Annotated in this window: 22 protein-coding genes; 8 read left to right on the forward strand and 14 right to left on the reverse strand. The window is 39.2% G+C overall.

What is annotated here, in order from left to right; translation table 11 throughout:
• Positions 1-61: 61 nt before the first annotated feature.
• On the reverse strand, positions 62-439 hold the full coding sequence (locus tag IEE83_RS20290) for a hypothetical protein (protein WP_228101896.1): 378 nt from the start codon (positions 437-439) through the stop codon (positions 62-64).
• 244 nt (positions 440-683) lie between these two features.
• On the opposite strand from IEE83_RS20290, the gene IEE83_RS20295 reads away from it, so the two are divergent.
• A complete protein-coding gene (locus IEE83_RS20295; protein ID WP_194122332.1) occupies positions 684-1,481 on the forward strand; it encodes an SDR family NAD(P)-dependent oxidoreductase in 798 nt (265 codons plus the stop codon).
• Between the two features lie 65 nt (positions 1,482-1,546).
• Here the strand turns inward: IEE83_RS20295 and IEE83_RS20300 are convergent, their stop codons facing one another.
• On the reverse strand, positions 1,547-1,732 hold the full coding sequence (locus IEE83_RS20300; RefSeq protein ID WP_194122333.1) for a hypothetical protein: 186 nt from the start codon (positions 1,730-1,732) through the stop codon (positions 1,547-1,549).
• Between the two features lie 80 nt (positions 1,733-1,812).
• On the reverse strand, positions 1,813-1,980 hold the full coding sequence (locus IEE83_RS20305) for a hypothetical protein (protein WP_194123563.1): 168 nt from the start codon (positions 1,978-1,980) through the stop codon (positions 1,813-1,815).
• A 223-nt stretch (positions 1,981-2,203) separates the two neighbouring features.
• Here IEE83_RS20305 and IEE83_RS20310 point away from each other — a divergent pair, with 223 nt between their 5' ends.
• Both IEE83_RS20310 and IEE83_RS20315 read left to right on the forward strand, forming a co-directional pair.
• Positions 2,204-3,247, forward strand: coding sequence for an AI-2E family transporter (locus IEE83_RS20310; RefSeq protein ID WP_194122334.1), 1,044 nt, complete (start codon positions 2,204-2,206; stop codon positions 3,245-3,247).
• Between the two features lie 35 nt (positions 3,248-3,282).
• Entirely contained in the window at positions 3,283-3,903 is a 621-nt protein-coding gene (locus IEE83_RS20315; protein WP_194122335.1) for a hypothetical protein, read from the forward strand.
• A 73-nt stretch (positions 3,904-3,976) separates the two neighbouring features.
• On the opposite strand, the gene IEE83_RS20320 is transcribed toward IEE83_RS20315, so the two are convergent.
• The 5 genes from IEE83_RS20320 to IEE83_RS20340 all read right to left on the reverse strand — a co-directional run bounded on the left by IEE83_RS20320 (position 3,977) and on the right by IEE83_RS20340 (position 10,213).
• Positions 3,977-4,246: a hypothetical protein gene (locus IEE83_RS20320; RefSeq protein WP_194122336.1), complete on the reverse strand. Its 270-nt coding sequence runs from the start codon at positions 4,244-4,246 to the stop codon at positions 3,977-3,979.
• 227 nt (positions 4,247-4,473) lie between these two features.
• Positions 4,474-6,087: an aminotransferase class V-fold PLP-dependent enzyme gene (locus IEE83_RS20325; RefSeq protein WP_194122337.1), complete on the reverse strand. Its 1,614-nt coding sequence runs from the start codon at positions 6,085-6,087 to the stop codon at positions 4,474-4,476.
• 381 nt (positions 6,088-6,468) lie between these two features.
• On the reverse strand, positions 6,469-8,706 hold the full coding sequence (locus IEE83_RS20330; protein WP_194122338.1) for a xanthine dehydrogenase family protein molybdopterin-binding subunit: 2,238 nt from the start codon (positions 8,704-8,706) through the stop codon (positions 6,469-6,471).
• 15 nt (positions 8,707-8,721) lie between these two features.
• Entirely contained in the window at positions 8,722-9,741 is a 1,020-nt protein-coding gene (locus IEE83_RS20335; RefSeq protein ID WP_194122339.1) for an FAD binding domain-containing protein, read from the reverse strand.
• Entirely contained in the window at positions 9,734-10,213 is a 480-nt protein-coding gene (locus IEE83_RS20340; RefSeq protein WP_194123484.1) for a (2Fe-2S)-binding protein, read from the reverse strand. The genes IEE83_RS20335 and IEE83_RS20340 overlap by 8 nt, the downstream gene beginning before the upstream one ends.
• A gap of 358 nt (positions 10,214-10,571) precedes the next feature.
• On the opposite strand from IEE83_RS20340, the gene IEE83_RS20345 reads away from it, so the two are divergent.
• Positions 10,572-12,866, forward strand: a complete 2,295-nt coding sequence (locus IEE83_RS20345; protein WP_194122340.1) for a GAF domain-containing protein — start codon at positions 10,572-10,574, stop codon at positions 12,864-12,866.
• A gap of 256 nt (positions 12,867-13,122) precedes the next feature.
• Here the strand turns inward: IEE83_RS20345 and IEE83_RS20350 are convergent, their stop codons facing one another.
• Both IEE83_RS20350 and IEE83_RS20355 read right to left on the reverse strand, forming a co-directional pair.
• Entirely contained in the window at positions 13,123-13,563 is a 441-nt protein-coding gene (locus IEE83_RS20350) for a carboxymuconolactone decarboxylase family protein (RefSeq protein ID WP_194122341.1), read from the reverse strand.
• A gap of 78 nt (positions 13,564-13,641) precedes the next feature.
• The gene (locus IEE83_RS20355) at positions 13,642-14,220 is read right to left on the reverse strand and encodes a Crp/Fnr family transcriptional regulator (RefSeq protein WP_194122342.1); all 579 of its coding nucleotides are present in this window, start codon (positions 14,218-14,220) and stop codon (positions 13,642-13,644) included.
• Positions 14,221-14,414: 194 nt separating this feature from the next.
• Here IEE83_RS20355 and IEE83_RS20360 point away from each other — a divergent pair, with 194 nt between their 5' ends.
• Positions 14,415-14,843: an EVE domain-containing protein gene (locus tag IEE83_RS20360; protein WP_194122343.1), complete on the forward strand. Its 429-nt coding sequence runs from the start codon at positions 14,415-14,417 to the stop codon at positions 14,841-14,843.
• Between the two features lie 136 nt (positions 14,844-14,979).
• Positions 14,980-15,477, forward strand: a complete 498-nt coding sequence (locus tag IEE83_RS20365) for a GyrI-like domain-containing protein (protein ID WP_194122344.1) — start codon at positions 14,980-14,982, stop codon at positions 15,475-15,477.
• A 4-nt stretch (positions 15,478-15,481) separates the two neighbouring features.
• On the opposite strand, the gene IEE83_RS20370 is transcribed toward IEE83_RS20365, so the two are convergent.
• Positions 15,482-15,985, reverse strand: a complete 504-nt coding sequence (locus tag IEE83_RS20370; RefSeq protein WP_194122345.1) for a glycosyl-4,4'-diaponeurosporenoate acyltransferase CrtO family protein — start codon at positions 15,983-15,985, stop codon at positions 15,482-15,484.
• 45 nt (positions 15,986-16,030) lie between these two features.
• Here IEE83_RS20370 and IEE83_RS20375 point away from each other — a divergent pair, with 45 nt between their 5' ends.
• The gene (locus tag IEE83_RS20375) at positions 16,031-16,525 is read left to right on the forward strand and encodes a YdcF family protein (RefSeq protein ID WP_194122346.1); all 495 of its coding nucleotides are present in this window, start codon (positions 16,031-16,033) and stop codon (positions 16,523-16,525) included.
• Here IEE83_RS20375 and IEE83_RS20380 read toward each other — a convergent pair.
• Complete coding sequence (locus tag IEE83_RS20380) at positions 16,522-17,499, reverse strand: sugar phosphate isomerase/epimerase family protein (RefSeq protein ID WP_228101897.1); 978 nt, start codon at positions 17,497-17,499, stop codon at positions 16,522-16,524. The two genes, IEE83_RS20375 and IEE83_RS20380, sit on opposite strands and share 4 nt — an antisense overlap.
• Before the next feature lie 172 nt (positions 17,500-17,671).
• Positions 17,672-18,784 (reverse strand): alpha/beta hydrolase, encoded by a 1,113-nt coding sequence (locus IEE83_RS20385; RefSeq protein ID WP_194122347.1) that lies wholly within the window; start codon positions 18,782-18,784, stop codon positions 17,672-17,674.
• Positions 18,785-19,135: 351 nt separating this feature from the next.
• Here IEE83_RS20385 and IEE83_RS20390 point away from each other — a divergent pair, with 351 nt between their 5' ends.
• Complete coding sequence (locus IEE83_RS20390) at positions 19,136-20,107, forward strand: phytanoyl-CoA dioxygenase family protein (protein ID WP_194122348.1); 972 nt, start codon at positions 19,136-19,138, stop codon at positions 20,105-20,107.
• Positions 20,108-20,171: 64 nt separating this feature from the next.
• Here IEE83_RS20390 and IEE83_RS20395 read toward each other — a convergent pair whose 3' ends face one another.
• Entirely contained in the window at positions 20,172-20,495 is a 324-nt protein-coding gene (locus IEE83_RS20395) for a hypothetical protein (protein ID WP_194122349.1), read from the reverse strand.
• Positions 20,496-20,779: the final 284 nt, after the last annotated feature.

Here is a 20,779-nt window from a genome sequence, read left to right on the forward strand (position 1 = left end):
AATGGCTGGCAACGAAAGTTTGCCAGCCATTTTTATTGATTCACTATTAAGTTTTCCCTTTCTATTTCTTTGAAACGAATTTATTGAAGCGACTCTCCTTTCCGCCAGCAGTTTCGTTTTGGTATAAAAATTCAAGATTACTTTCATCGAATTTTTTAAAGAAATCATCCCAGCTTATTGCTTCGAGTGTGTCTTTTCCAGAGTAACCCGGGAAATCAATTCTTAAAATTCCACTATTATCATTTTTATTTCCCGTGCCTTTAACGGTTGACGGTGTTCCTTTTCGTTTTTCAACCCAGGCACGAATCTCATCGTGATTTGTTGTACTCAGCGACTTTGTGGTTGCGGCCTTTTTCGCCGGACGAGCAGCGGCTGCCCTTGATTTTGCAGGTTTTGCAGCTGGTGCCTTTGTTTCAGATTTAACTTTTGTAGTAGCCATAGTTTTGATGATTAGGTTTGCAAAATTTTATAAATAACTATGCCTTTCTACATATAAATCACTCATCATCAGCCGTAAATTAATAATTCAAAAGAAATGGCCAGTGTTTTATTTTTTCAATATTTCATATTTCAAAAAAATCGTAGAACATAATTAACATTCCGGTCAGTAATTCCACATAAAAAACAAGGCATGTATTTTTTGCGCAGCTAAGGAAAACTTCATCAACAAACTTATCATTTCTATGAACAATTCAGAAAAATATGCGCTGATAACCGGTGCTACCAGTGGTATAGGCCGGGAACTTGCCAAACTCTTTGCAGCAGATCAATACAACCTGATTATCGTAGCGCGAAATCATGATGAACTCGAATCTACTGCTACGGAATTAAGGCAACATGGTGGCGAAGTGATTACAATTGCCAAAGATCTTTTTAACCGTGATGAAGCGTTTTCTTTATATGAAGAAGTGAAGCAAAAAGGAATTCAGATTGATGTGCTTGTGAACGATGCCGGTCAGGGAATTTATGGACTTTTCAAGGACACAGATATTGAAAAAGAGCTTGACATTATTAACCTGAATATTTCGTCACTGGTAATTCTTACCAAATGTTTTGTAAAAGATATGGCGGCAAACGGATCAGGAAAAATACTTAATCTGGCATCCGTAGCAAGTAAATTACCTGGTCCATGGCAGGCTGTTTATCATGGAACAAAAGCTTTCGTACTTTCTTTCAGTGAGGCAATCCGCGAAGAACTTAAAGATTCCGGCGTGACGATAACAGCTTTGATGCCGGGGCCTACAGACACAGATTTCTTCAACAAAGCAGATATGCTGGACAGCAAAGCGGTTGAAGATAAAGACAAACTTTCCGATCCGGCGGATGTAGCCAAAGATGGTTACGATGCACTAATGGCCGGTACGGACAAAATAATCTCTGGATTTAAAAACAAGGTACAGGTAGTAGTAAGCGCTCTGGCGCCAGATAGTATGACTGCGCACCAGGTTTATGAGCAACAAAAACCGGTTGATCACGAATAGAATTTATTTAATATAAAAAGAGAAGCATTGTTTGGCAAACCAAACAATGCTTCTCTTTTTTAATATCATCCAACCTCAGGAAGATACTCCCATTCCCGGATATCCTCAATGTTGTGTGTTGACGGTTCCAGCGAATATATTTCAATAAATAAATGGTTTTCCCCATCAAATTCACCTTCTCTCCACTCCTCTTCATCCGTTCTGAGAAATCTCACCAAAGCTCCGTTTTCCGGTATATCTGATTGCGTCATTTTATTCATTTTTTAAATTAAATATAAAAAAATGCGCCTGGATTTCCGTGTAGAAATCCAGGCGCCTCATATCAAATTAATTAATCATTCTTCTTACCTAAGCTCGCATGTTGCTTTTGGTTATTAGTCAGGTGATTTCCCTTAACTGTTTCCTCTTCTTTATGTCTGCTATCAAGGTTATCTTTATTTTCCGTATGCGTCTTGCTTTGGCTTTGATGCATACCATTGGAACTTTGTGATTGTTTCATGATATTCATTAATTGATTCTGCTATATAATATATAAATATTGTACCAGGCCTTTTCAACAGAAATTGCCTGTTTTCTGGCTAATTTCTGTACAATCTGGTTAACTAAATAACCAGTGCTTTCATAGGCATGATTTTATACATTCTACATTAGAGCTTATAGGAGTAAAATTCCTATTTCACTGACTACAAGACGATAAACTCACCTATCCATAATTATATTCTATGTCAGGTTTTAATAATAAATTAAGACAAGTCTTTTTTTTCGTGCTTATTCTTGCACTTGGAGCATTGCTTTTTTCTCAGCTTTATACCTTTTTTCCAGGTTTCCTGGGAGCTCTGACCTTATACATTCTCAGCCGGAAATGGTATTTCAAATTAACATTCAGCAAAAAATGGAATAAGAGTGCTACCGCGCTTCTTTTTATGTTCGCCTTTGTCACTTGTATAGTAGTTCCAATCTACTTTTCTGTACAGTTAGTTTATTCCAAAATTGAGCATTTTCTAAAAAATCCGGATCAAATTTATTCTGCACTAAACGCTGTTTCAAACCAGATAAAGGACTGGACCGGACAGGATATTTCACAAAGCGATTTTGTCAAAGAACTTCCAAAACGGGTGGCAGGATTTGTACCTATGTTATTGAACAGTTCCGCTACACTTATCGGCAATTTGCTAATGATTCTTTTCCTGTCATTTTTCATGTTTACCAACGGACCGCAACTCGAAAGAGCAGTTTCCAAATTTCTGCCTTTAAGAAATGAAAACATTGATATGCTGGCCCAGGAAACCAAAATGATGGTAAAAGCAAACGCTTTGGGAATTCCAATTATTTCTATCGTTCAAGGACTTGTCGCCATGATCGGCTACTGGATTTTTGGTATGAAGGATTTCGTATTGTTAGGATTTTTAACTGGAATCTTCGCCTTTTTCCCCGTAATCGGCACGGCTGCAATTTGGATACCTTCTGCCATTTTTCTCTTTTCTTCTGGTGAAAATGGAAAAGCGATCGGACTTGCCATTTACAGTGCTGTGGTAACTGGGAATATAGATTATCTGGCCAGAATTTCTTTTCTGAAAAAAGTTGGCGACGTACATCCTGTGATTACTATCCTGGGACTGATCGTGGGATTGAAACTTTTTGGTTTCCTGGGTTTTATATTCGGTCCGTTGCTGATCAGTTATTTTTTATTACTGCTAAAAATATACACCACTGAATTTGGCAAAGAATCTTCCGCTGCTGAATATGACAAAGTACTGGAACCATGATCATTGAATTATACTCTTCACAATAAATTGAATAAATGATGGGCGAGAAAAATTATTCAGGCACTATACCTGATCAGGAAGATGGGAGTAAAATCAACGTTGAAAGTAATATTGATTTGAAAGATGTGGAATTGGCTAAATCAATTTTTGATATAGCTAAAAGCCGTTTGATTGATGTAAATAACTGGCAAAATCTGGCCGGAAAATTTCTGGCGGCTTTTCAATTAACAGATTCGTCTGGAAATCCAACAGACTCTCCAGTTCAGGAAGGAATGTATTTCAGAATTGATATTCCCGGTCCCGGCTCAAAAGCTGGTGACGGTTATGACTGGGTAAAAGTTGAAAAAATTGATTTTTACCGTTCGGAGAATATTGAGAGTATAGGCATAAGAGTGAGACCAGCTGCGAACCCATCATCATCGAACGAAAACGTTGCTCATTTTTATTCCCAGGAGGCTACGAGCACTTTCACTGTGACAAGAGAATTGACAAAAATAACAGCCGCAGTTTACGACCGGAATACCAAAACAAACCAGGATACCAATCAACTTTCTGACCAGCTTAGAAATGCAATTGTAGGTATGAGTGGCATTATCAGTTTTTCAAGAATACAGTGGAAAAGCCTGACTGACGCTATAATAAAACAGGCTGATTAACAGCCTGTTTTATTATAGTATTATGGTGACTTTGCTACACACAGTAAATTATTTTTCAAGTAAAAAAAATAACTTACTGGTTTTTCTGATAAAGTTTAAGTGCATTCTCAATTCGTATTCTAGTATCGGCATCATTACATTCTACCCTGAAACGAACGTCGGATTTTGTATCTCCAAAAAAATGCAGCGTAACTGGTTTCTGGTAAAAGTTGTAAGTAGAAGCCAGTTTTTCCATCTGTTTGATGGTTTCCTTGATCTCATTATCCCGCATTTTTATGGCGGAATTATTGACTTCTTCGTGTGATTTAAAACGGAAAATATTGACCACCTTTAACTCTTCCATGATTTAATTTATTTAGCATTTTAAGTGATTGTAACCGTCTAAACACACGCTAATAAATTTCTATACCATTTGAAAATCAATACAATGCAAATCGCATACCAGAGCGCAAAATATCTGTAAATCAGATATTTATTCCTTGAAAGTTTTTGTAAAGTTGAGGTTCTAAAACAAAAAAAGTGAGATACGAGGTATCTCACTTTCATATGAAAAATATATATTTTAAAATCCTAGGTTGCCAAAGGTGGTCCGGAAGGAATGAATATTTTTTCTCGTTTTGCTTTGAACTTATGACGTTTTGCCGTGAAAGTGGCCGTCATGTATTCTCCCATGTAAATTGAGCCAGTCATCGTATCATCTTTTGCTGTACCGGAAAATGAAAAAGTAATGTTATCTGCAATCTGACGATCTGAACTTCTCATTTTTACTTCATTTCCTTCTACCGTTCCCTGCAATTCCCTAACCGAGAATTCGCCTTTATGCGAACCTTCAAGCCAGTTTCCGTCCTGTTCAATGATTAGTGACTGTTTGCTGACCGAAGAGAAAAACTGAACATCCAGATCCCAGTGACCTTTAAGAGTTACTGTCGCCGGTTTCAAATCCGTTTTCTGCGGCGTACGTTTTTCAGACAAAACTGAAACAAAACGGTCTGCAACCACTTTGTCGTCGCCAGGCTGCATTTGTCCTGTTGTGATTGAAATAAAAGTTGAACCTTCTCTGCTTCCGCCGCCTAGTGCTATCCGTGGTTTTGTTCTGCCAAAAAGTTCAGCGATTTCCTCACCTGTTATATTAAATTTAGCGGGATCCCACGAAATCCTTAACTGCGGAGTTCTGTTGGAAAGCTGGTCTTTTGGCTCAATTACTGTGGTTTTTACACCGTCAATTGATGTTACAGTCTTGGAAATATTGTCAAGCCATGAAAGCCATCTTTTCCACTCACCCGCATGATCACGTTTTGTCCAGGCTTCCACCGCGGCAATCATACCCATGGTTTCCTCGCGACCTACTTTATTATCACGTCCAGGACCATGGTGCGGCGCACTCGCCTGCCATGCCGACATCAATAAATCTTTTTGACCTAAAACAAGTCCCGCGCATTGTGGTCCACAAAGTGCTTTTCCTCCACTATAAATCACAACCGTTGCACCCATTTTCAAATGCACGTTAGGGATAGTAAGATCCTCAGCAGCAGCATCCACCATAACCGGTATATTTTTCGGTTTTGCAATTTTAGAAATTGCTTCCAAAGACATCGGCCCTTTCATGGATTCATCGCCAGCCATCAGGTAGATCATCGCAGTACGAGAGCTGATGGCGTTAGTCAATTCCTCGATAGAATCAACAGTTATTAAAGTAACGCCGACATTTCTTAGTGCGTGATCGTATACGTTACGGGAATATCTTGGAATGATCACTTCTGTTTTATCAAATCCTGCTAGATTTGGAACACGAATCAATTTCTCAGGATTACCTCCTGTAACACAGGCCACTGTGACATGTTTCATACCCGCCGCACAACCGGCCGATACCATACCCCACTCCGCACCAGTCAGTTCTGCAAGACGTTTTCCGGCTCCGAAAGCCAGTTCATCATACTGTACAAAAACCTGCGCTGCTGCGTCCATTGCAGTTCTTACTTCGGGTCTTTCGATGGAACCACCGATAATGGTGAAAGTTCCGCGGCAATTGATAATCGGCTCAACACCGATTGCCTGATAGATTTCTTTGCTGGCTGCCACCTGCGCCTGACTTACCGCCTTTTCAGGAGCAGAAGTTTTGGGAAGCATTATACTTCCGGCCAGCGGAATCATGGATAGATCTTTAATTGCGTCTCTGCGATTCATTTGAAATAAATAAGTTTTTTAGGAATTTTGGCGAATTACTAAATTAATTTATAGGTGTTTTGAGCTTAAATTCGGACAGTTGGCAATGATTTGTAAATCTATAACGAAAATAAAGTATAATATTTCGTATTTAAATTTTTCACAGGTCATTGTTTTTGCCTTTATCACAAATGGCGGGACGAGTTTAACACATAATGCCTTCTTAACCAAATGAAGTTTTAAATAACGGTTACGTTCCCGGCTGTCATTATATAGAATCTTCTATTTATAACAAATTCCCTAAATCCTATCTTCTTCAACATGCAGGCCTTTTTAAAACAAAAAACAGCCAGCATCACTGCTGGCTGTCAGAATTAAACTCAGTATAGTACTCGTTATCAGTTAAAGCAAAGAATCAAAGTGAATGGGAAACTGGTTGATTCTTTTTCCGGTTGCATGAAAAATAGCATTGGCAATGGCGGGAGGCATGGCTACCAGACCAATTTCACCGATTCCTTTACTACCAAGCTCGTTAACAATCTCATCTTTTTCATCAACAAAAATCACATCCAGCTCATGAATATCGGCGTGAACAGGAATGTGATATTCACCGAGATTGGTATTCATATATTTTCCAAAATGATGATCTGTGATGGTTTCTTCGCGAAGCGCCTTGCTGATCCCCCAAATCATTCCGCCTAAAATCTGACTTCTTGCCGTTTTAGGATTAATGATGTTTCCGGCAGCCACGGCGGTTACAGCTCTTGTTACGTTTACAATTCCTAATTCTTCATCAACCTCAACTTCCACAAAAGCAGCGCTATGCGCAGCTCGGGAATATTTTTTCAGTTTGAGAACATTAGGAACGGAGAAATTAATGGTCCGGATTTGCTTCCCTTTATTGGCTGCAACTATCTCCTGAAAAGAAAGAGAAACAGACGGATTTTGTTTTAGAATAATATTTCCATTATCAAAATCCACATCCTCTATTGCAACATTTTTGAAGGGAGAATTATCAATATCAGCTGCTTTTTTAAACAACTTTTTCCTTAACGCTTTCCCGGCTGCTTTGATCGCGGAACCAATGGTTGATACCGTAAAAGATCCTCCCTGAATTGGTGCAAAGGGCATTTTACTATCTCCATAGGAAAATGTTACATCATCCATTTTCAGTCCAAGTTCATCCGCAGCAATTTGCGTCATGACCGTCAAGGTACCGGTTCCAATATCCGTAACCGCACTGCTCACTAGCAACTTGCCTTCTTTTGTAATAATCGCTTCCGCACGCGCGGGAACGGTCATCGCTTCCCAGATTCCTGTGGCCATACCATATCCCACAAGTTTATTCCCTTTGCGCATACTCCGGGGTTCAGGATTACGGTTTGACCAACCGAACTTTTCCGCACCCTGCAAATAACATTGCCTCAATTCCTTACTGGAATACGGGCGATCCATACTGACATCGTCAACAGAATAATTTATCAGACGAAGTTGCAGCGGATCAATTTTAAGTTTGTAGGACAAATCATCCATTGTACTTTCAATGGCATGCACACCCGTACTTCCACCCGGCGCACGCATATCCAACGGACTGAAAACATCCAGCGGAACCATGTTATATTTGAAAAGTGTGTTCTGAGCCGGATAAAGCATATTTGCCCAGTTCACGACAACTTCCGTATAATCTTCAAAATGCGAAGTTTGCCCAAATGCCTCATGGTTAAGCGCTGTTACGGTTCCATCAGTATTTGCTCCAAATTGCGTTGTTTGTATTGTTGGCGGTCGATATCCAAACGTGAACATCTGGCTTCTGTCCAGCGTTACCCGCACATTTCTTTTCAATTCCAAAGCGGCCATTACAGACATAAATAGCTGATACTGCGGCCGCAAACCAGCTCCAAACGCACCACCCACATAAGGCGAAATCACTCTGACATCCTTAAAATGAAGTCCGAAAACGTTTCCTACATATAACTGGCAATTCACCGTCCCCTGCGTTTTATCGTAAATCGTCAGTTTCCCTTCACCTTCATAAATTGTGGTTGTTGTAAACAATTCCAAAGGATTATGATGTTCTGTCCCGTGGAAAAATTCTCCGGAAGCCTGTACCGGGGAATTGGCATAAGCCTCTTCAAAATCACCTTTTGGCTTTGGTGGTGGCGGTTTTAATGCTGTTGCTAAACCTGCTTTTGGAGCCCGCGCCTTACCAAGATTGACATGAATATCAGTAGAAAATGTCTCTTCTTCATATTCCACGGTGACTAGGGAAGCCGCAAAACGGGCAAGTTCAAAAGTCTCGGCAACCACTAAGGCGATGGGCTGACCATAATATTTGATCTCATTATCATGCAACGGGCGAAAAGGTGAACCAGGAGGCGCATCCATATCGGCGTACTGCATATTAAACCAGGCCAGTGAAGGACGGTTGTCGTGTGTAAATATTTCAATTACGCCAGGTAAAGCCCTGGCGTCTACTGTATTGATACTAACTATTTCTCCTCTGACAATGGTACTGTTGACAACATATCCGTAAAGCAATCCGGGCGTATTATATTCCCCTGAATATTTTGCCGAACCTGTTACTTTCATTTGGCCTTCCAACCGGCTGATTGGTTGTCCTATCGATGGTCTGTTTGACATAAATTTCCTGGTTAGTTAGGCTGATGGCTGAGCTCCCGGCAATTGCGTTTCGGGATTGAGAGCCATCATACAATTACGAATAATCGCTCTTTTTGTCAATTCAATTTTAAAACTGTTGTACTCGTAAGCCACTGCATCTTTTACAATAATGTCCGCAGCGGCCACAAAATTTTCCCGGGATGCAGTATTATTTTGGAGAAATTCTTCTGCCTGTTTTACACGCCATGGCTTATGTGCCACACCACCTAATGCAATCCGCGCGTCTTTTATTTTATCGCCTTCCAACTCAAAAGCAGTTGCTACTGAAACCAGTGCAAAAGCGTAGGAATTTCTGTCGCGCAGTTTTAGATAAGAGTAATTCTTTGAAAAACCTTTTTCGGGAAGATCAATGCTGGTGATTATTTCATCCGGATTCAGATTGTTGTCCAAATGTGGTGTATCGCCAGGCAGACGGTGAAAATCGGCAAATGGTAAGCTGCGCTCGCCTCCCGGGCCGCTCACATTTACAACCGCATCCAGCGCTGCCAAAGCAATACACATGTCTGACGGAAAAACGGCGATACAGTTTTCACTTGTACCGAAAATGGCCATAATACGATTATAACCCTTAATTGCAGAACACCCGCTGCCAGGCTCACGTTTATTGCAGGGAACAGCCGGATCGTAAAAATAATAACACCGCGTTCTTTGCAAAAGATTGCCACCGTTGGTTGCCATATTCCGGATTTGTCCTGAAGCCCCGGCCAGGATTGCTCTTGATAGTAATGGATACCGCTCTTCTATAATAGGATGGTATGCAGTCTGTGCATTTTTGGCAAAAGCGCCAAGCCGAACGCCCCCATCCGCTTTTTCTTCAATATTGTGATGGTCTTGTATAGAATTTATATCAACCAGCGCATTAAAATTCGTCAGGTTGTATTTCCATAAATCAATCAGATTGGTACCGCCCGCCACAAATTTTGTATCCGCGTCAGCGCTTACTTTCTGAATGGCTTCACTGATATTGCTGGCTCTTGTATAACTGAAATTATTCATGATTTCCTCCTTCCTTAACTTCCATGATCGCGTCAATAATATTGGTATTTGCTCCGCAGCGGCAAAGATTTCCGCTCATAAGCTCTTTTACCTCATCTCTTGATTTTGCTTTATTTTCATTCAACATACCAATTGCGCTGCAAATCTGTCCCGGTGTGCAATAACCGCATTGAAATGCATCATGCTCAATAAATGCCTTTTGTAGCGGATGTAACTCTCCATCCTTCGCGATACCTTCAATGGTTGTGATTTCAGAACCATCCTTCATTACTGCGAGGGTCAGACAACTTAAAATCCGGTCGCCGTCACATAAAACGGTACAGGCACCACATTGTCCGTGATCGCAACCTTTTTTGGTTCCGGTCAAATCTGCATTTTCTCTTAAGGCATCCAGAAGAGTTACCCAGGGCTGCAATTTCAATTGATGCGACTGGCCGTTTATTTGTAAACTGACTTCTGTAACACCAGGCATCCACGAAGCGATTTCGCCGTTTTGCTCCAATACTGCTGTTTCATTTTTCATAGGTTAATTAATATCGTTTTTGTTGACAAAATGAAAAACCACCATAATGAACGATGGATATGATCTGATGAATTTCAGATTGAAGGCTAAAAGCAGCCTGGCTACGTTGACGCTCAATTAGTAAAAAACTGTTCCCAGGCTTTATTATGTTTTGGAAGATAAGCTGTTGCGCATTTATGCGAATATATTACACAGCAAATCCCATGTAAATGCCTGTCAACCGACCGTTTTTAATGGGAAAAGGCAGTTTAGCTTATTACTTATCTCTTAAATCGCTACTTTTATAATTGTAAGATAAAATACAATTATGGATTTGCTTTCGTCATTTATTAGCCCTTTTGAGGTACAACTTTCTTTTTACCACATTTTTGAGAATCTGGAAAAAGTTGCTGCCGATCCTGAGAATGAAAATGCAGCACGGGCTACTACCTTACTTCACGATGCCCGTCCTTTTCCCGAACTGAGAAATGGCATCACAGATATTTCCCAGATTGAAAAAAATAAGGAATTGCTAAAACGTTTGCTCGCAGATTATTTCCCGGAAAATCTTACTCTGAATGAAATAAAAGCAGTTACATTCCCCTATTCCAGCGTCTTTTTTAATCACTCCGAGAGGTTTAAAAACATAATCAAGGCAGCCGGAATTAGTCTGAATTTGAATATCCGCGATTTTAACCAACAGCAATTTTACATTTTCAGCTGCTGTTTAATATTGAATGAATTTTATGGAACGGCGCTGGATTTCAGTCAGCCGTTATTTTATGAAATCCCGACCGCCAGCGGTATCAAAAAGTACTACCGCATATTGTACAATGCAGATTTCATGGAAATTCTTCGAACTGAAAAATCACCGGATCTGACACAGGAGGAAGTCGACAATCTCGTCAACAATTATGAAAATCTGGATTTATGGAAACAGAAAATTCCACCGGGAACATTTCTGCTAAAAGGTTTTGCCATCATTTCCTTGTACGATGCAACGGTTGAAAATGTAGTATCCATACTCAAAGAAAAACTACTCAGTTATCATTCTTTTGGATTCCGGGATAGTATCGAATCCATTTTTCGATCCATTTTCCGGGTTGCAGATCTTGGTGTTGGTTTTACTTCATTTGATCAAGAGGATGACACGTTTAGTCTGGACAGATATGGACAGCAACTGCCCAGCTATATATTGCCAGAGGGTAAAAGTGAAGCTGCAAGAAATCTGCTTTGTGCTAAATCCTACTTTAACCTGATCGAAGTAAACACGAGTTTTTCCATAAATAATACGGCAGAATATCTGGTTTCAAATCCGGAAAGTTATCTGGCCAATCATTTTACAAATAAAAATATCGGTAGTTTTATTCTGGCACCGCTTATTAAAAACAAGCGTATATATGGTATTCTGGAAATTGTTTCACCAAGAACCAGAGTACTTAACAGTATCAATGCCAATCTGCTGGATATTGTTATGCCATTTTTGATCGATACGATTGAAAGAATTGAAGGCGAATTTGAAAACCAGATACAGGCTGTAATTCAAAATCAATTCACTACGATTCACAAAAGTGTATATTGGAAATTTTATGCAGAGGCTCAGAAACTGATTCTGGCGCACCAGATTGGAGAAGAATATAATTTGCAGGAAATTGTATTTCCAACGGTTCATCCGCTGTATGGACAAATTGATATCAAAGGATCATCCGACGCAAGAAATGAAAGTGTACAGAAAGATCTGAAAAAACAGCTAAAATGGCTTTTGCCCATTTTGGAAGATGTTAACAAGGAAACCCAGAATTCTCTCGAAAAAGAAGAGCAGCAGATCAGCCAGTATCTGATTGATATTTACAAGCCGTTAAAAGCCGGGACGGAACATTATATCAGCCAATATCTCGACAATACAATTCATGTGCAGTTAAGAAAAATTAAAGATCCGGATCTGGTTAAGGAGATTCAGGATTATTTTTTACAAACTGATAAAAACACGGGAGAATTTCATAAGTATCGTAAGAAATATGAGACTACGATTCAGATGATCAATGAGAAAATTGCGAGCGTACTGGATGAAAGCCAGATCAAGGCGCAAGCAATTTTTCCGCATTATTATGAAAGATTTAAAACGGACGGCATCGAACATAATTTATATGTCGGCTCTTCTATTGTACCAAAACTGGAATTTGATCTGTTGAAATTGTATCAGCTCCGACTTTGGCAGCTCAGGACTTTGTGTAAAATGGAAGCGGCGCATTATTATTTAAAGCCGGAATTGCCTTACCAATTGGAAGTTACAACTTTGGTTTTGGTATATCACGCAACAATTGATATTCGTTTCCGGATGGATGAAAAGCGGTTTGATATTGACGGAAGTTATAACGCCCGTTATGAAATCGTGAAAAAACGGATTGATAAAGCATATATTCAGGGAACAACGGAACGGATCACGAAAACCGGATTTATTACCATCGTTTACCTGAACGAAACGGAAGAAAAAGAGTACGTCGGGTACTTACAAATTCTGCAACAGGAAAATATTCTGGACAAAACCATTGAAAAAATGGAGGTTGAAGATTTGCAGGGAATTTCAGGGTTGAAGGCTTTGAGGGTTGGGATTGTTCATTGATTCTTGATCTTTAAGATTTTAGATCGTTCAAAGTTTTAATACCGTCTGATTTAGCCGGTTTTCAATATTTGAATAATTCAAAGTTTTAATACCCGTCGGATGGCAGAAAAAGCCATCCGACGGGTAGCATCCCGGAGAGTAAAAGGTTTTTCTCCGCCACCCGTCCGACGGCTTTTTCTGCCGTCGGACGGGTAATAAAAACTATCCCTAAGCCAAATCCCAAAAAACAAAAATCCCCTTTCGGCAAAATTCATATTCAACCCAAAGCAGGCGACAAATTTGTAGCAATTCCGATTCTGTTCCAGGCATTTATCGTAATCGCAGCCATAATAACCTGAGCCACATATTGATCACCCAAAAGTGTAATTGCGTTATTATAAGTCTTATCAGAAACGTGATTCTGAATTAAAGTAACTTCCTCCGCAATGGCCAAAACAGCACGTTCTTCATCTGTAAAAAACGGAGTTTCTCTCCATGCATTTAGCGCATAAATTCTCTGTTCCGTCTCCCCGATTGCACGTGCTTCTTTGGTATGCATATCAATACAAAATGCACATCCATTGATTTGGGAAGCCCGGATTTTGATCAGATTTTTATGAACTGGCGTTAGGCTGGTACTTTCAATATATTTTTCAAGACCCAAAATTGCTTTGTATCCTGCTGGTTCTGTGACGGGGATTGTGATTCTCTTTTCCATGATTACTTTTTTTTAGATTTATGATGTCACAAATTTCTGACTTCATCATCTTTAAAAACTTAACCGTGATCAAGAAAATCAGGAATCTGCAATTTTTGCTCTGATTTTACTTAAAAATTCCGGTGTAAATCCAAGGTAGGACGCCAGCATATATTGCGGAACGCGCTGGATAAAAGAAGGGAAATTGTTATTGAAATGATGAAAGCGTTCTTCCGGTGAAAGATTGAACATGTACTGTAAACGCATCAGCGAAGCAGCAAATGACTTTTGGAGAATCAACCTGAAATAACGTTCCAGCTGTGGAATCTTTGCAAATACTTCATCCTGAATCCGGTCATCGATACTTATAAGTTCGCAATCCTCGACAGTTTGGATAAAAAGATTTGACGCCTTTTTTTGTTCAAAACTAAAATAATCGGTAAGCCACCAATTCTCAATCGCAAACTGGACCATCTGCTTATTCCCGTTTTCTTTAAGTGTGTAAGATCTCAGACAACCCTTTACAATAAACCAGTTGGCATGACAAACCTGTCCTTCTTCCAAAAGAAATTGTTTCTTTTTTACCGTTTCAAATTTGAGATAAGATTTAAGAATGATCTGTTCTTCTTCATTTAAAGAAACAAATCTTTGTATATGCCGGATAAGATTTTCGTACATAATTGCTTTTATTACTTTACAAAAATACAAATTCACCCTTTTTGAAACTACAACAAACTGCGCCACTTTAACCAGGGTTTAAATGATTTAGATTCCCCTAAAATTATAGAAGGAAGTCCTGAGCCTCTCATAATTCCAAACAGTTTTATTCTATATATTACTGTAATTTTATCAACTATCAATTCTTTCCAAATATGGCAGATAAACCCAGATACTGGATCACGGTCGCGTCCAGAGACCATATCTTGCGTGGTGTAAAAGGCGGTTTCATGCAGGCTGGACATGGAAAACTTGCTCCGTTAAAACGCATAAAACCAGACGACTGGGTAATATTTTATTCCCCAAAAGAAACCATGGATGGCGATCAGAAATGTCAGTCCTTTACGGCGATCGGACAGGCACTGGATGAAGAAATTTATCAGTTTAAAATGTCTGAGGATTTTGCTCCTTACCGGCGCAATGTGAATTTTCTAAAATCTCATCAAGTTTCGATCTTACCGCTTATTGAAAGTCTGGATTTTATTAAAAATAAAAAATCCTGGGGTTTCCCCTTTCGTACTGGATTTTTTGAAATTGAAGAAGATGATTTCAAAAAAATCAGCAAAGAAATGTTGAAAAAATAACGGATTGTCTTTACAAAAACTGTCGCGGATTACCCCTGAGATTGTCACATTTTACATGTCTAAAAATCCCGCTGATGTTGTAATTTAGCTATTGTAAAATTGCCCAAATCAATCTTACTTCTCAAACCAAAATACCATGACAACTGAACCAAAAATCGAATTTTTTGAAGCTGAACCTTATGTGGCGATCAGGCAAAAAGTAGGTATGGTCGAAATCCCGACAGTACTTCCTCCGCTTATTTCAGAGGTTTTTATTTGGATGGGACAGAATAAAGTTGAAGGAAACGGTGCCCCATTTTTCAGATATCTATCCATGGATGAGCAGGGAAATATGACCGTAGATGTGGGTATACCGACAAAAATCAAGGCGGAAGGCAGCGGAAAAATTATTTCCAGAATATTCCCAGAAGGAGATTACGCCGCCCTGACTTATACCGGCGATTATAAAAACCTGCGTCAGGCTCATACTACACTGGATGAATGGAAAAAAGATAATGGTTATAAGGACCGGGGCATCGTAGATAGTGGAGAATTGGTTGGCTGCCGGGTTGAGTTTTATGTTTCGGATCCGGAAGCAGAGCCCGATCCGGAAAAATGGGTTACAGAGATTTGTATTCTCGTTGAAAAAGCTTAGAACATTATCTTTTCAATTTAAAAATTCTGGCTCTGTTGTATTGCTGCAAAATAACAGGACCAACATTATAAAGAATATTACTCGCCAGGATCAAAATGAAATAAAAAAATGACTGCTGAAACACCGCAAAAATCCCGGAAAGAGAGAAAAATATGAAACAGATGAAATGATACTTTTCATACATTGAAATTGTTTTCAGGTACTTCGCTACATCATTTTTATCAGTGATAGATCTTGTAGATACTTCCTGGTTTTTAGTTAAAAGATTAACCAGATCGCCATTTTGAACAAATTTCCTGATCCACCGGGCTCCCAGTTTTTCATAAAATTGAGGATTATTACTTAGCCTGAAAAATCGGGATGGCACTAAGCCAGATAAAAAACTTACACCAAGAAACGCGTAAAACCACAGACTCAAACCCGCAAAAAACCAAAAGGAAAATACTGATGCGAAGCAAAGTATGGTCCAGAAGAAATTGATAAGCTGGTTTAAAAATTCCTTTTTCAATATCTTGTCGGTAAACAGATCTGATGGCAGACTTCGCAAACCTAAATGAAAATTATCCTTGTTCTCGGTTCGCCCAACGAGCCTGATGGTACGCTTAGTGAAATGGCAAAAAGCAGGTTAAAATTTTGCCAAAACTTGTATAGATCAGGAACGTATAAAATTGTTTTAACGGGCGGTTATGGTCCACATTTCAATACGACGGACAAGCCACATGCTTACTATTTACAACAAGCTCTAATTTCCCAAAATGTAAAAGAGGAAGATATTCTTGCACTAGTAGAATCCCGTCATTCGGTGGAGGACGCTACACTTTCCAAATGGATTATTACAAAATACCAGCCTGAGGAAATTATCATTATTACGTCGGATTACCATTTTGAAAGAGCAAAAATGGTATTTGACGCCGTTTACGCACCTTTTATGGATTTTTCATTTTCACTGGCTTCCTCTGAAAATGTTGATCCTGAAACTTTAAATTTACTTATTCAACATGAAAAAATCGCTTTACAGGATCTGATCGATCATGGTGTACGCTTTTAGTTATAGGTTTTCAAGGCAGCGGAGTCGCCCAGCTCTTTCAGGATTTTCTTTAAGCCATCAATATTCATGGTTAATCCAACCTCCGCATCCGGCGCAGTTTCTTCATTAATAATCCCGATTGGACCGCTGTATTTACTGTTTTTTACCAAACGAATCATTTCTTTTTCCGCATCACCCTGTCCTATCGGTACCACCTTAACCGGATTTCCTTTTTTCAATCCTGATAAATTAACAGCTAGTAAATATGGAAGTATTTTTGGAAAAAACTTTGGAAAACTGTCAAGCTGCTCTTCGGCGTGATGAAAATTGTAAACAATACCGATGTTTGGTTTCTTAAAATAATTAATAATTTCAAGCTGATTTTCCGGTTCACCATACCAGCCGCCGTGATTATAGAGCCCGACGGTACAACCAATTTCGGCAGCTTTTTTGGCAATGTAAGCAATAGGTTTTGCGTAAGCTTTTATCTTTTCTTCCTGCGTCATAGTATCCAGGTCTTTGATTCCGGTAACCATCAGCCAAAGCTGTGTCCTCACATTATTTCGTTTTAGCACTTCCAGAATCGTCGCCAGATTTTTATCTTTTTCAGGCTCAGGTCCGGAATGGAGCCAAAATGCCTGTAATGTAATATGATGTGTTTTTAATGCCTCAATTTCGGCATCAAAAGTGGGAATATGTTTTTCCCGCCAATCATATGCGAGTTTGTTAATTCCCAATTTGTTCAGCATTTCCGAACGTTCAACCGGGCCACGGTTTTTTGAATCAAAAGGTACAATACACCAGGCAATCAAATTATCCCGACTGTAAATATTTGCTGTTCCTTTTGCTTTTTGCGCGTTTGTTTTGATTGAAATAACAGATAATATAACTAGAAAAGATATTTTCAACACGGTCTTAAATGATACATTTTTCAGAACACAGCTAAAATTAACAGTGCTTCTTTGTGGCACTAAATCAGTATATTTTCTTTTCATAATTTCAGCCGCTCTTTAAAGTAGCACCGGTTTTCTAACTGTTTTCCTGATGATTATAAAAGCGCTGCAAACTTAATTAATACTCTAATGTGAATCTAAACAGAAAAACCGCCTCATTTCGAGAGCGGTTTTTCTGTTTAGCATATTGATCATATATCTTATCAATCAAAGATTACATCCCAAAAGCCTTCTTTAATTCCGATGCGGCATAATCCTGCGCATCTTTAGCATCCGGAACCAATATTGCCGTTCCGAAAAATTCGTGCGTTGTGCCCACATACAATTTACGCGTCACTGCAACGCCTGCATCCGAAAGTTTGGTTTGCAAAATCCCGCCCTCAGATTCCAAAGGATCAATTTCAGCTGAAATAATCGTCGTTGAAGGAAGTCCGGCCAGATTTGCGTGTACCAGATCAATTCGTGTATCCTTAGATTCCGTAGGAACGTCATTAAGGAAATGATCCAAAAACCAGACAACTGAAGGTTTGTCAAGCGGTTTGGCGTCGGCAAATTTAACGTAGGAAGGCGTCGTCATATCCGAACCTGCAACCGGATAAACCAAAAGCTGATGCACAGGCATTTGTTTCCCGTTGTCACGAGCCATAATACTTACGTTTGCTGCCAGATTTCCACCGGCACTTTCTCCTGCAACTGCGATTTTTTTCGAATCTCCGTTCATAGATGCTGCATTATCAATCGCCCACAAATAGGAAGCATAAGCATCATTATGGGCCGTTGGGAATCTGAATTCCGGTCCTTTTCGGTATTCAACAGAAATCACGATGGCTCCCGATTTTTCCGCAAGTCCCTGTGCCGAAGCATCATAAACATCGATGGTAGCAATTACCCAGCCACCGCCATGAAAATAAACAATAACTGGAAATGGTTTTGTGCCTGTTTTCGGAGTATATACCCGGGCATGAATAGTACCTCCCGCAACCGGGATTTCTTTGCCCATTGTATCAACCATTGGCGCCGGTACTGTCACGTTATTTTCTTTCAAAAGATCCATTACAGCATCTTTTACCGTATGGTTTTTACGAGCCTCCTCTGGCGTTTCAGTGGGAATAGGTTTGTCGCCGTAGCTTAGTAATTTTTCTATTACCGCCCACATTTCATCCTTAATTTCCGGAGCCCATGCCGGTTTTGCCGTTTTTGGTTTTACACTCACAATCGGTTCGGTATTGTGGTCGGTGCAGGCAATCAGACTGAAAAAGACACTCGCCGAAATAAAGTAAGTCAGTTTTTTAGTCAGGCTAATCAGGTTGCTGGATTTGTGTTTCATAAAAATTAAATGTTGATGAAGTATAACTTAACAGTTTGGTTTGGCGATAGGCTACATAATAACCATACCAACCCAAAACTAAATATCTGATAATCAAACACTTTTGAGGAATACTTTAAAACTTGGAAGCGTAAAGCAATAAATTGTGCAGTTAATCCTTTATTATAGATAGCACTTGCATCAAACGCGTTCTCAACGTCTTGGAACAATTATTTGGGTTTGATTTAAGTCTACTTTTACCTTTTGCTGAAACCTGTTCCAACTATTCCGGGGAAGTAAGAGTCATGATTTTAGAGCAAATATTAAGTCAAAACGCCATAAAAATTCTGATCATATAGTAAAACCTCACATATGCCTACTGCTAATTTACCCTGGATCGAATCGCCTTTTTTTGAAGAGATTTTAAAAACTAAGAAACTAACTGACCAGCAGCTCAAATATGTGCTGGATTATCAAAAAAATGGTTTCGTTGTAATTCCCGGACTTTTGCCGCATTCACTGATCGACAAAACGAAGGAGGATGCTGAAAACAAAGGATTTAATCCTGATTTTCCCATTAAAACCCAACGCGATGAACGAAGAATCCAGGACTTATGGATGGTTTCCGAAGCTTCAAAAGAACTGGCCTGCTATCCTGCCCTGCTCGAAATTCTCGAAATTTTTTACGGCCGAGAACCGATTCCGTTTCAAACACTCAATTTCAAATTCGGTTCGCAGCAGAGAGCACATTCGGATACAATCCATTTCAGTTCGCTGCCTTCCAAATTTATGTGCGGCGTATGGGTGGCACTGGAAGATATTACCGAAGAAAACGGACCCGTTTTTTACTATCCAGGCTCACAAAAACTTTTGGAATACGACTTTTCATACATCCGGACCGACGCACAAACACCGTCATACAAAGACTACATTCAGTATGAAGATTTTATAGAAAAAATTGTAGACGCGCACCAGTTTGAAAAGAAGAAATTCCTTGCAAAAAAAGGTGATTTGCTGATTTGGTCTTCCAATATTATTCATGGCGGTTCACCAGTTACCAAACAAGGTTCAACACGCTGGTCGCAAGTGACGCATTACTTCTTCAAAGACTGTTATTACTACACTCCGATGCTTTCCAATATGGTTACTAAACAACTGTATCTGAGGGATGAACTCGTAAATATGAGGACAGGAGAAAAAGTAAAACAAAGTTATAATGGCGAAAATATCAATGCATTGAAAGTTGGTAAAAATATGTTTTCGTTATTAAGTCAAAAAATAAGATTAGGCTCTCTGGCGATGCGAATATTGAAAAATAAAGCATATTTGGGCGACAAGGATTAATCACAAAAAATGCCTCCGGTAAACTTATACCGGAGGCATTTTAATGTTACTAAGTAAAAAAATTCTAGTTATTTTTTCTTCTTGTTCCGGTGGTATCAAGCTCTCCGGATCCGCCTTTTCTTCTACCCTTTTTCATCCCATCCATTTTTTTACCATTCCATTTAGTGGTATCCATATTCATGTTTGATGTTCTCTGATCCCTGATCAATGTATCATCCGAAGGTGCTCCTGTCCGCGGCATCGGTGTCGGAGTTGAGTTCAGTTTTTTGCCCTGATCCATTCTGGACGAATCTTGCAAAGGTACAGGCTGTGAAGATGGATTTTGAGCGTAACTTACAGCAGATGCCATTGTAAGTATTGCTACGATTGCGAGTTTTATCGTTTTCATTTTATTGACTTTAAGTTTGTATGAATTATTTCATATTCAATTATAAAACAGTCATACAAAACGTATTCCCAAAGTCAAACTTTTTAAATTCAAGCAAAGAACTTTTCTGATTGGTAATAACCTGCAAGGGAAAATGATACCAGAAAAGTCCGGTGAGCCCATTCTATTACATTTACCTGATTAGTTTCTTGAATTATTAGAAATAATTAGATTTACAAAATCTAATATATATACTGATTCATAATAAGTTATCTCAATTTGTCCCAAAAAATCTACAAAAATAT

The sequence above is a fragment of the Dyadobacter subterraneus genome (assembly GCF_015221875.1).
In the GTDB taxonomy this organism is placed as follows: domain Bacteria; phylum Bacteroidota; class Bacteroidia; order Cytophagales; family Spirosomataceae; genus Dyadobacter; species Dyadobacter subterraneus.

Excerpts from the sequence above, each read along its gene's own strand:
- IEE83_RS20365 (WP_194122344.1), top strand. The coding sequence starts at position 14,980 with ATGACAACTGAACCAAAAATCGAATTTTTTGAAGCTGAACCTTATGTG.
- IEE83_RS20345 (WP_194122340.1), top strand. The coding sequence starts at position 10,572 with ATGGATTTGCTTTCGTCATTTATTAGCCCTTTTGAGGTACAACTTTCT.
- IEE83_RS20295 (WP_194122332.1), top strand. The coding sequence starts at position 684 with ATGAACAATTCAGAAAAATATGCGCTGATAACCGGTGCTACCAGTGGT.
- IEE83_RS20375 (WP_194122346.1), top strand. The coding sequence starts at position 16,031 with ATGAAAATTATCCTTGTTCTCGGTTCGCCCAACGAGCCTGATGGTACG.
- IEE83_RS20330 (WP_194122338.1), bottom strand. The coding sequence starts at position 8,706 with ATGTCAAACAGACCATCGATAGGACAACCAATCAGCCGGTTGGAAGGC.
- IEE83_RS20320 (WP_194122336.1), bottom strand. The coding sequence starts at position 4,246 with ATGGAAGAGTTAAAGGTGGTCAATATTTTCCGTTTTAAATCACACGAA.
- IEE83_RS20290 (WP_228101896.1), bottom strand. The coding sequence starts at position 439 with ATGGCTACTACAAAAGTTAAATCTGAAACAAAGGCACCAGCTGCAAAA.
- IEE83_RS20355 (WP_194122342.1), bottom strand. The coding sequence starts at position 14,220 with ATGTACGAAAATCTTATCCGGCATATACAAAGATTTGTTTCTTTAAAT.
- IEE83_RS20385 (WP_194122347.1), bottom strand. The coding sequence starts at position 18,784 with ATGAAACACAAATCCAGCAACCTGATTAGCCTGACTAAAAAACTGACT.
- IEE83_RS20325 (WP_194122337.1), bottom strand. The coding sequence starts at position 6,087 with ATGAATCGCAGAGACGCAATTAAAGATCTATCCATGATTCCGCTGGCC.
- IEE83_RS20305 (WP_194123563.1), bottom strand. The coding sequence starts at position 1,980 with ATGAAACAATCACAAAGTTCCAATGGTATGCATCAAAGCCAAAGCAAG.
- IEE83_RS20350 (WP_194122341.1), bottom strand. The coding sequence starts at position 13,563 with ATGGAAAAGAGAATCACAATCCCCGTCACAGAACCAGCAGGATACAAA.
- IEE83_RS20310 (WP_194122334.1), top strand. The coding sequence starts at position 2,204 with ATGTCAGGTTTTAATAATAAATTAAGACAAGTCTTTTTTTTCGTGCTT.
- IEE83_RS20315 (WP_194122335.1), top strand. The coding sequence starts at position 3,283 with ATGATGGGCGAGAAAAATTATTCAGGCACTATACCTGATCAGGAAGAT.
- IEE83_RS20390 (WP_194122348.1), top strand. The coding sequence starts at position 19,136 with ATGCCTACTGCTAATTTACCCTGGATCGAATCGCCTTTTTTTGAAGAG.
- IEE83_RS20395 (WP_194122349.1), bottom strand. The coding sequence starts at position 20,495 with ATGAAAACGATAAAACTCGCAATCGTAGCAATACTTACAATGGCATCT.
- IEE83_RS20300 (WP_194122333.1), bottom strand. The coding sequence starts at position 1,732 with ATGACGCAATCAGATATACCGGAAAACGGAGCTTTGGTGAGATTTCTC.
- IEE83_RS20380 (WP_228101897.1), bottom strand. The coding sequence starts at position 17,499 with ATGAAAAGAAAATATACTGATTTAGTGCCACAAAGAAGCACTGTTAAT.
- IEE83_RS20360 (WP_194122343.1), top strand. The coding sequence starts at position 14,415 with ATGGCAGATAAACCCAGATACTGGATCACGGTCGCGTCCAGAGACCAT.
- IEE83_RS20340 (WP_194123484.1), bottom strand. The coding sequence starts at position 10,213 with ATGCCTGGTGTTACAGAAGTCAGTTTACAAATAAACGGCCAGTCGCAT.
- IEE83_RS20335 (WP_194122339.1), bottom strand. The coding sequence starts at position 9,741 with ATGAATAATTTCAGTTATACAAGAGCCAGCAATATCAGTGAAGCCATT.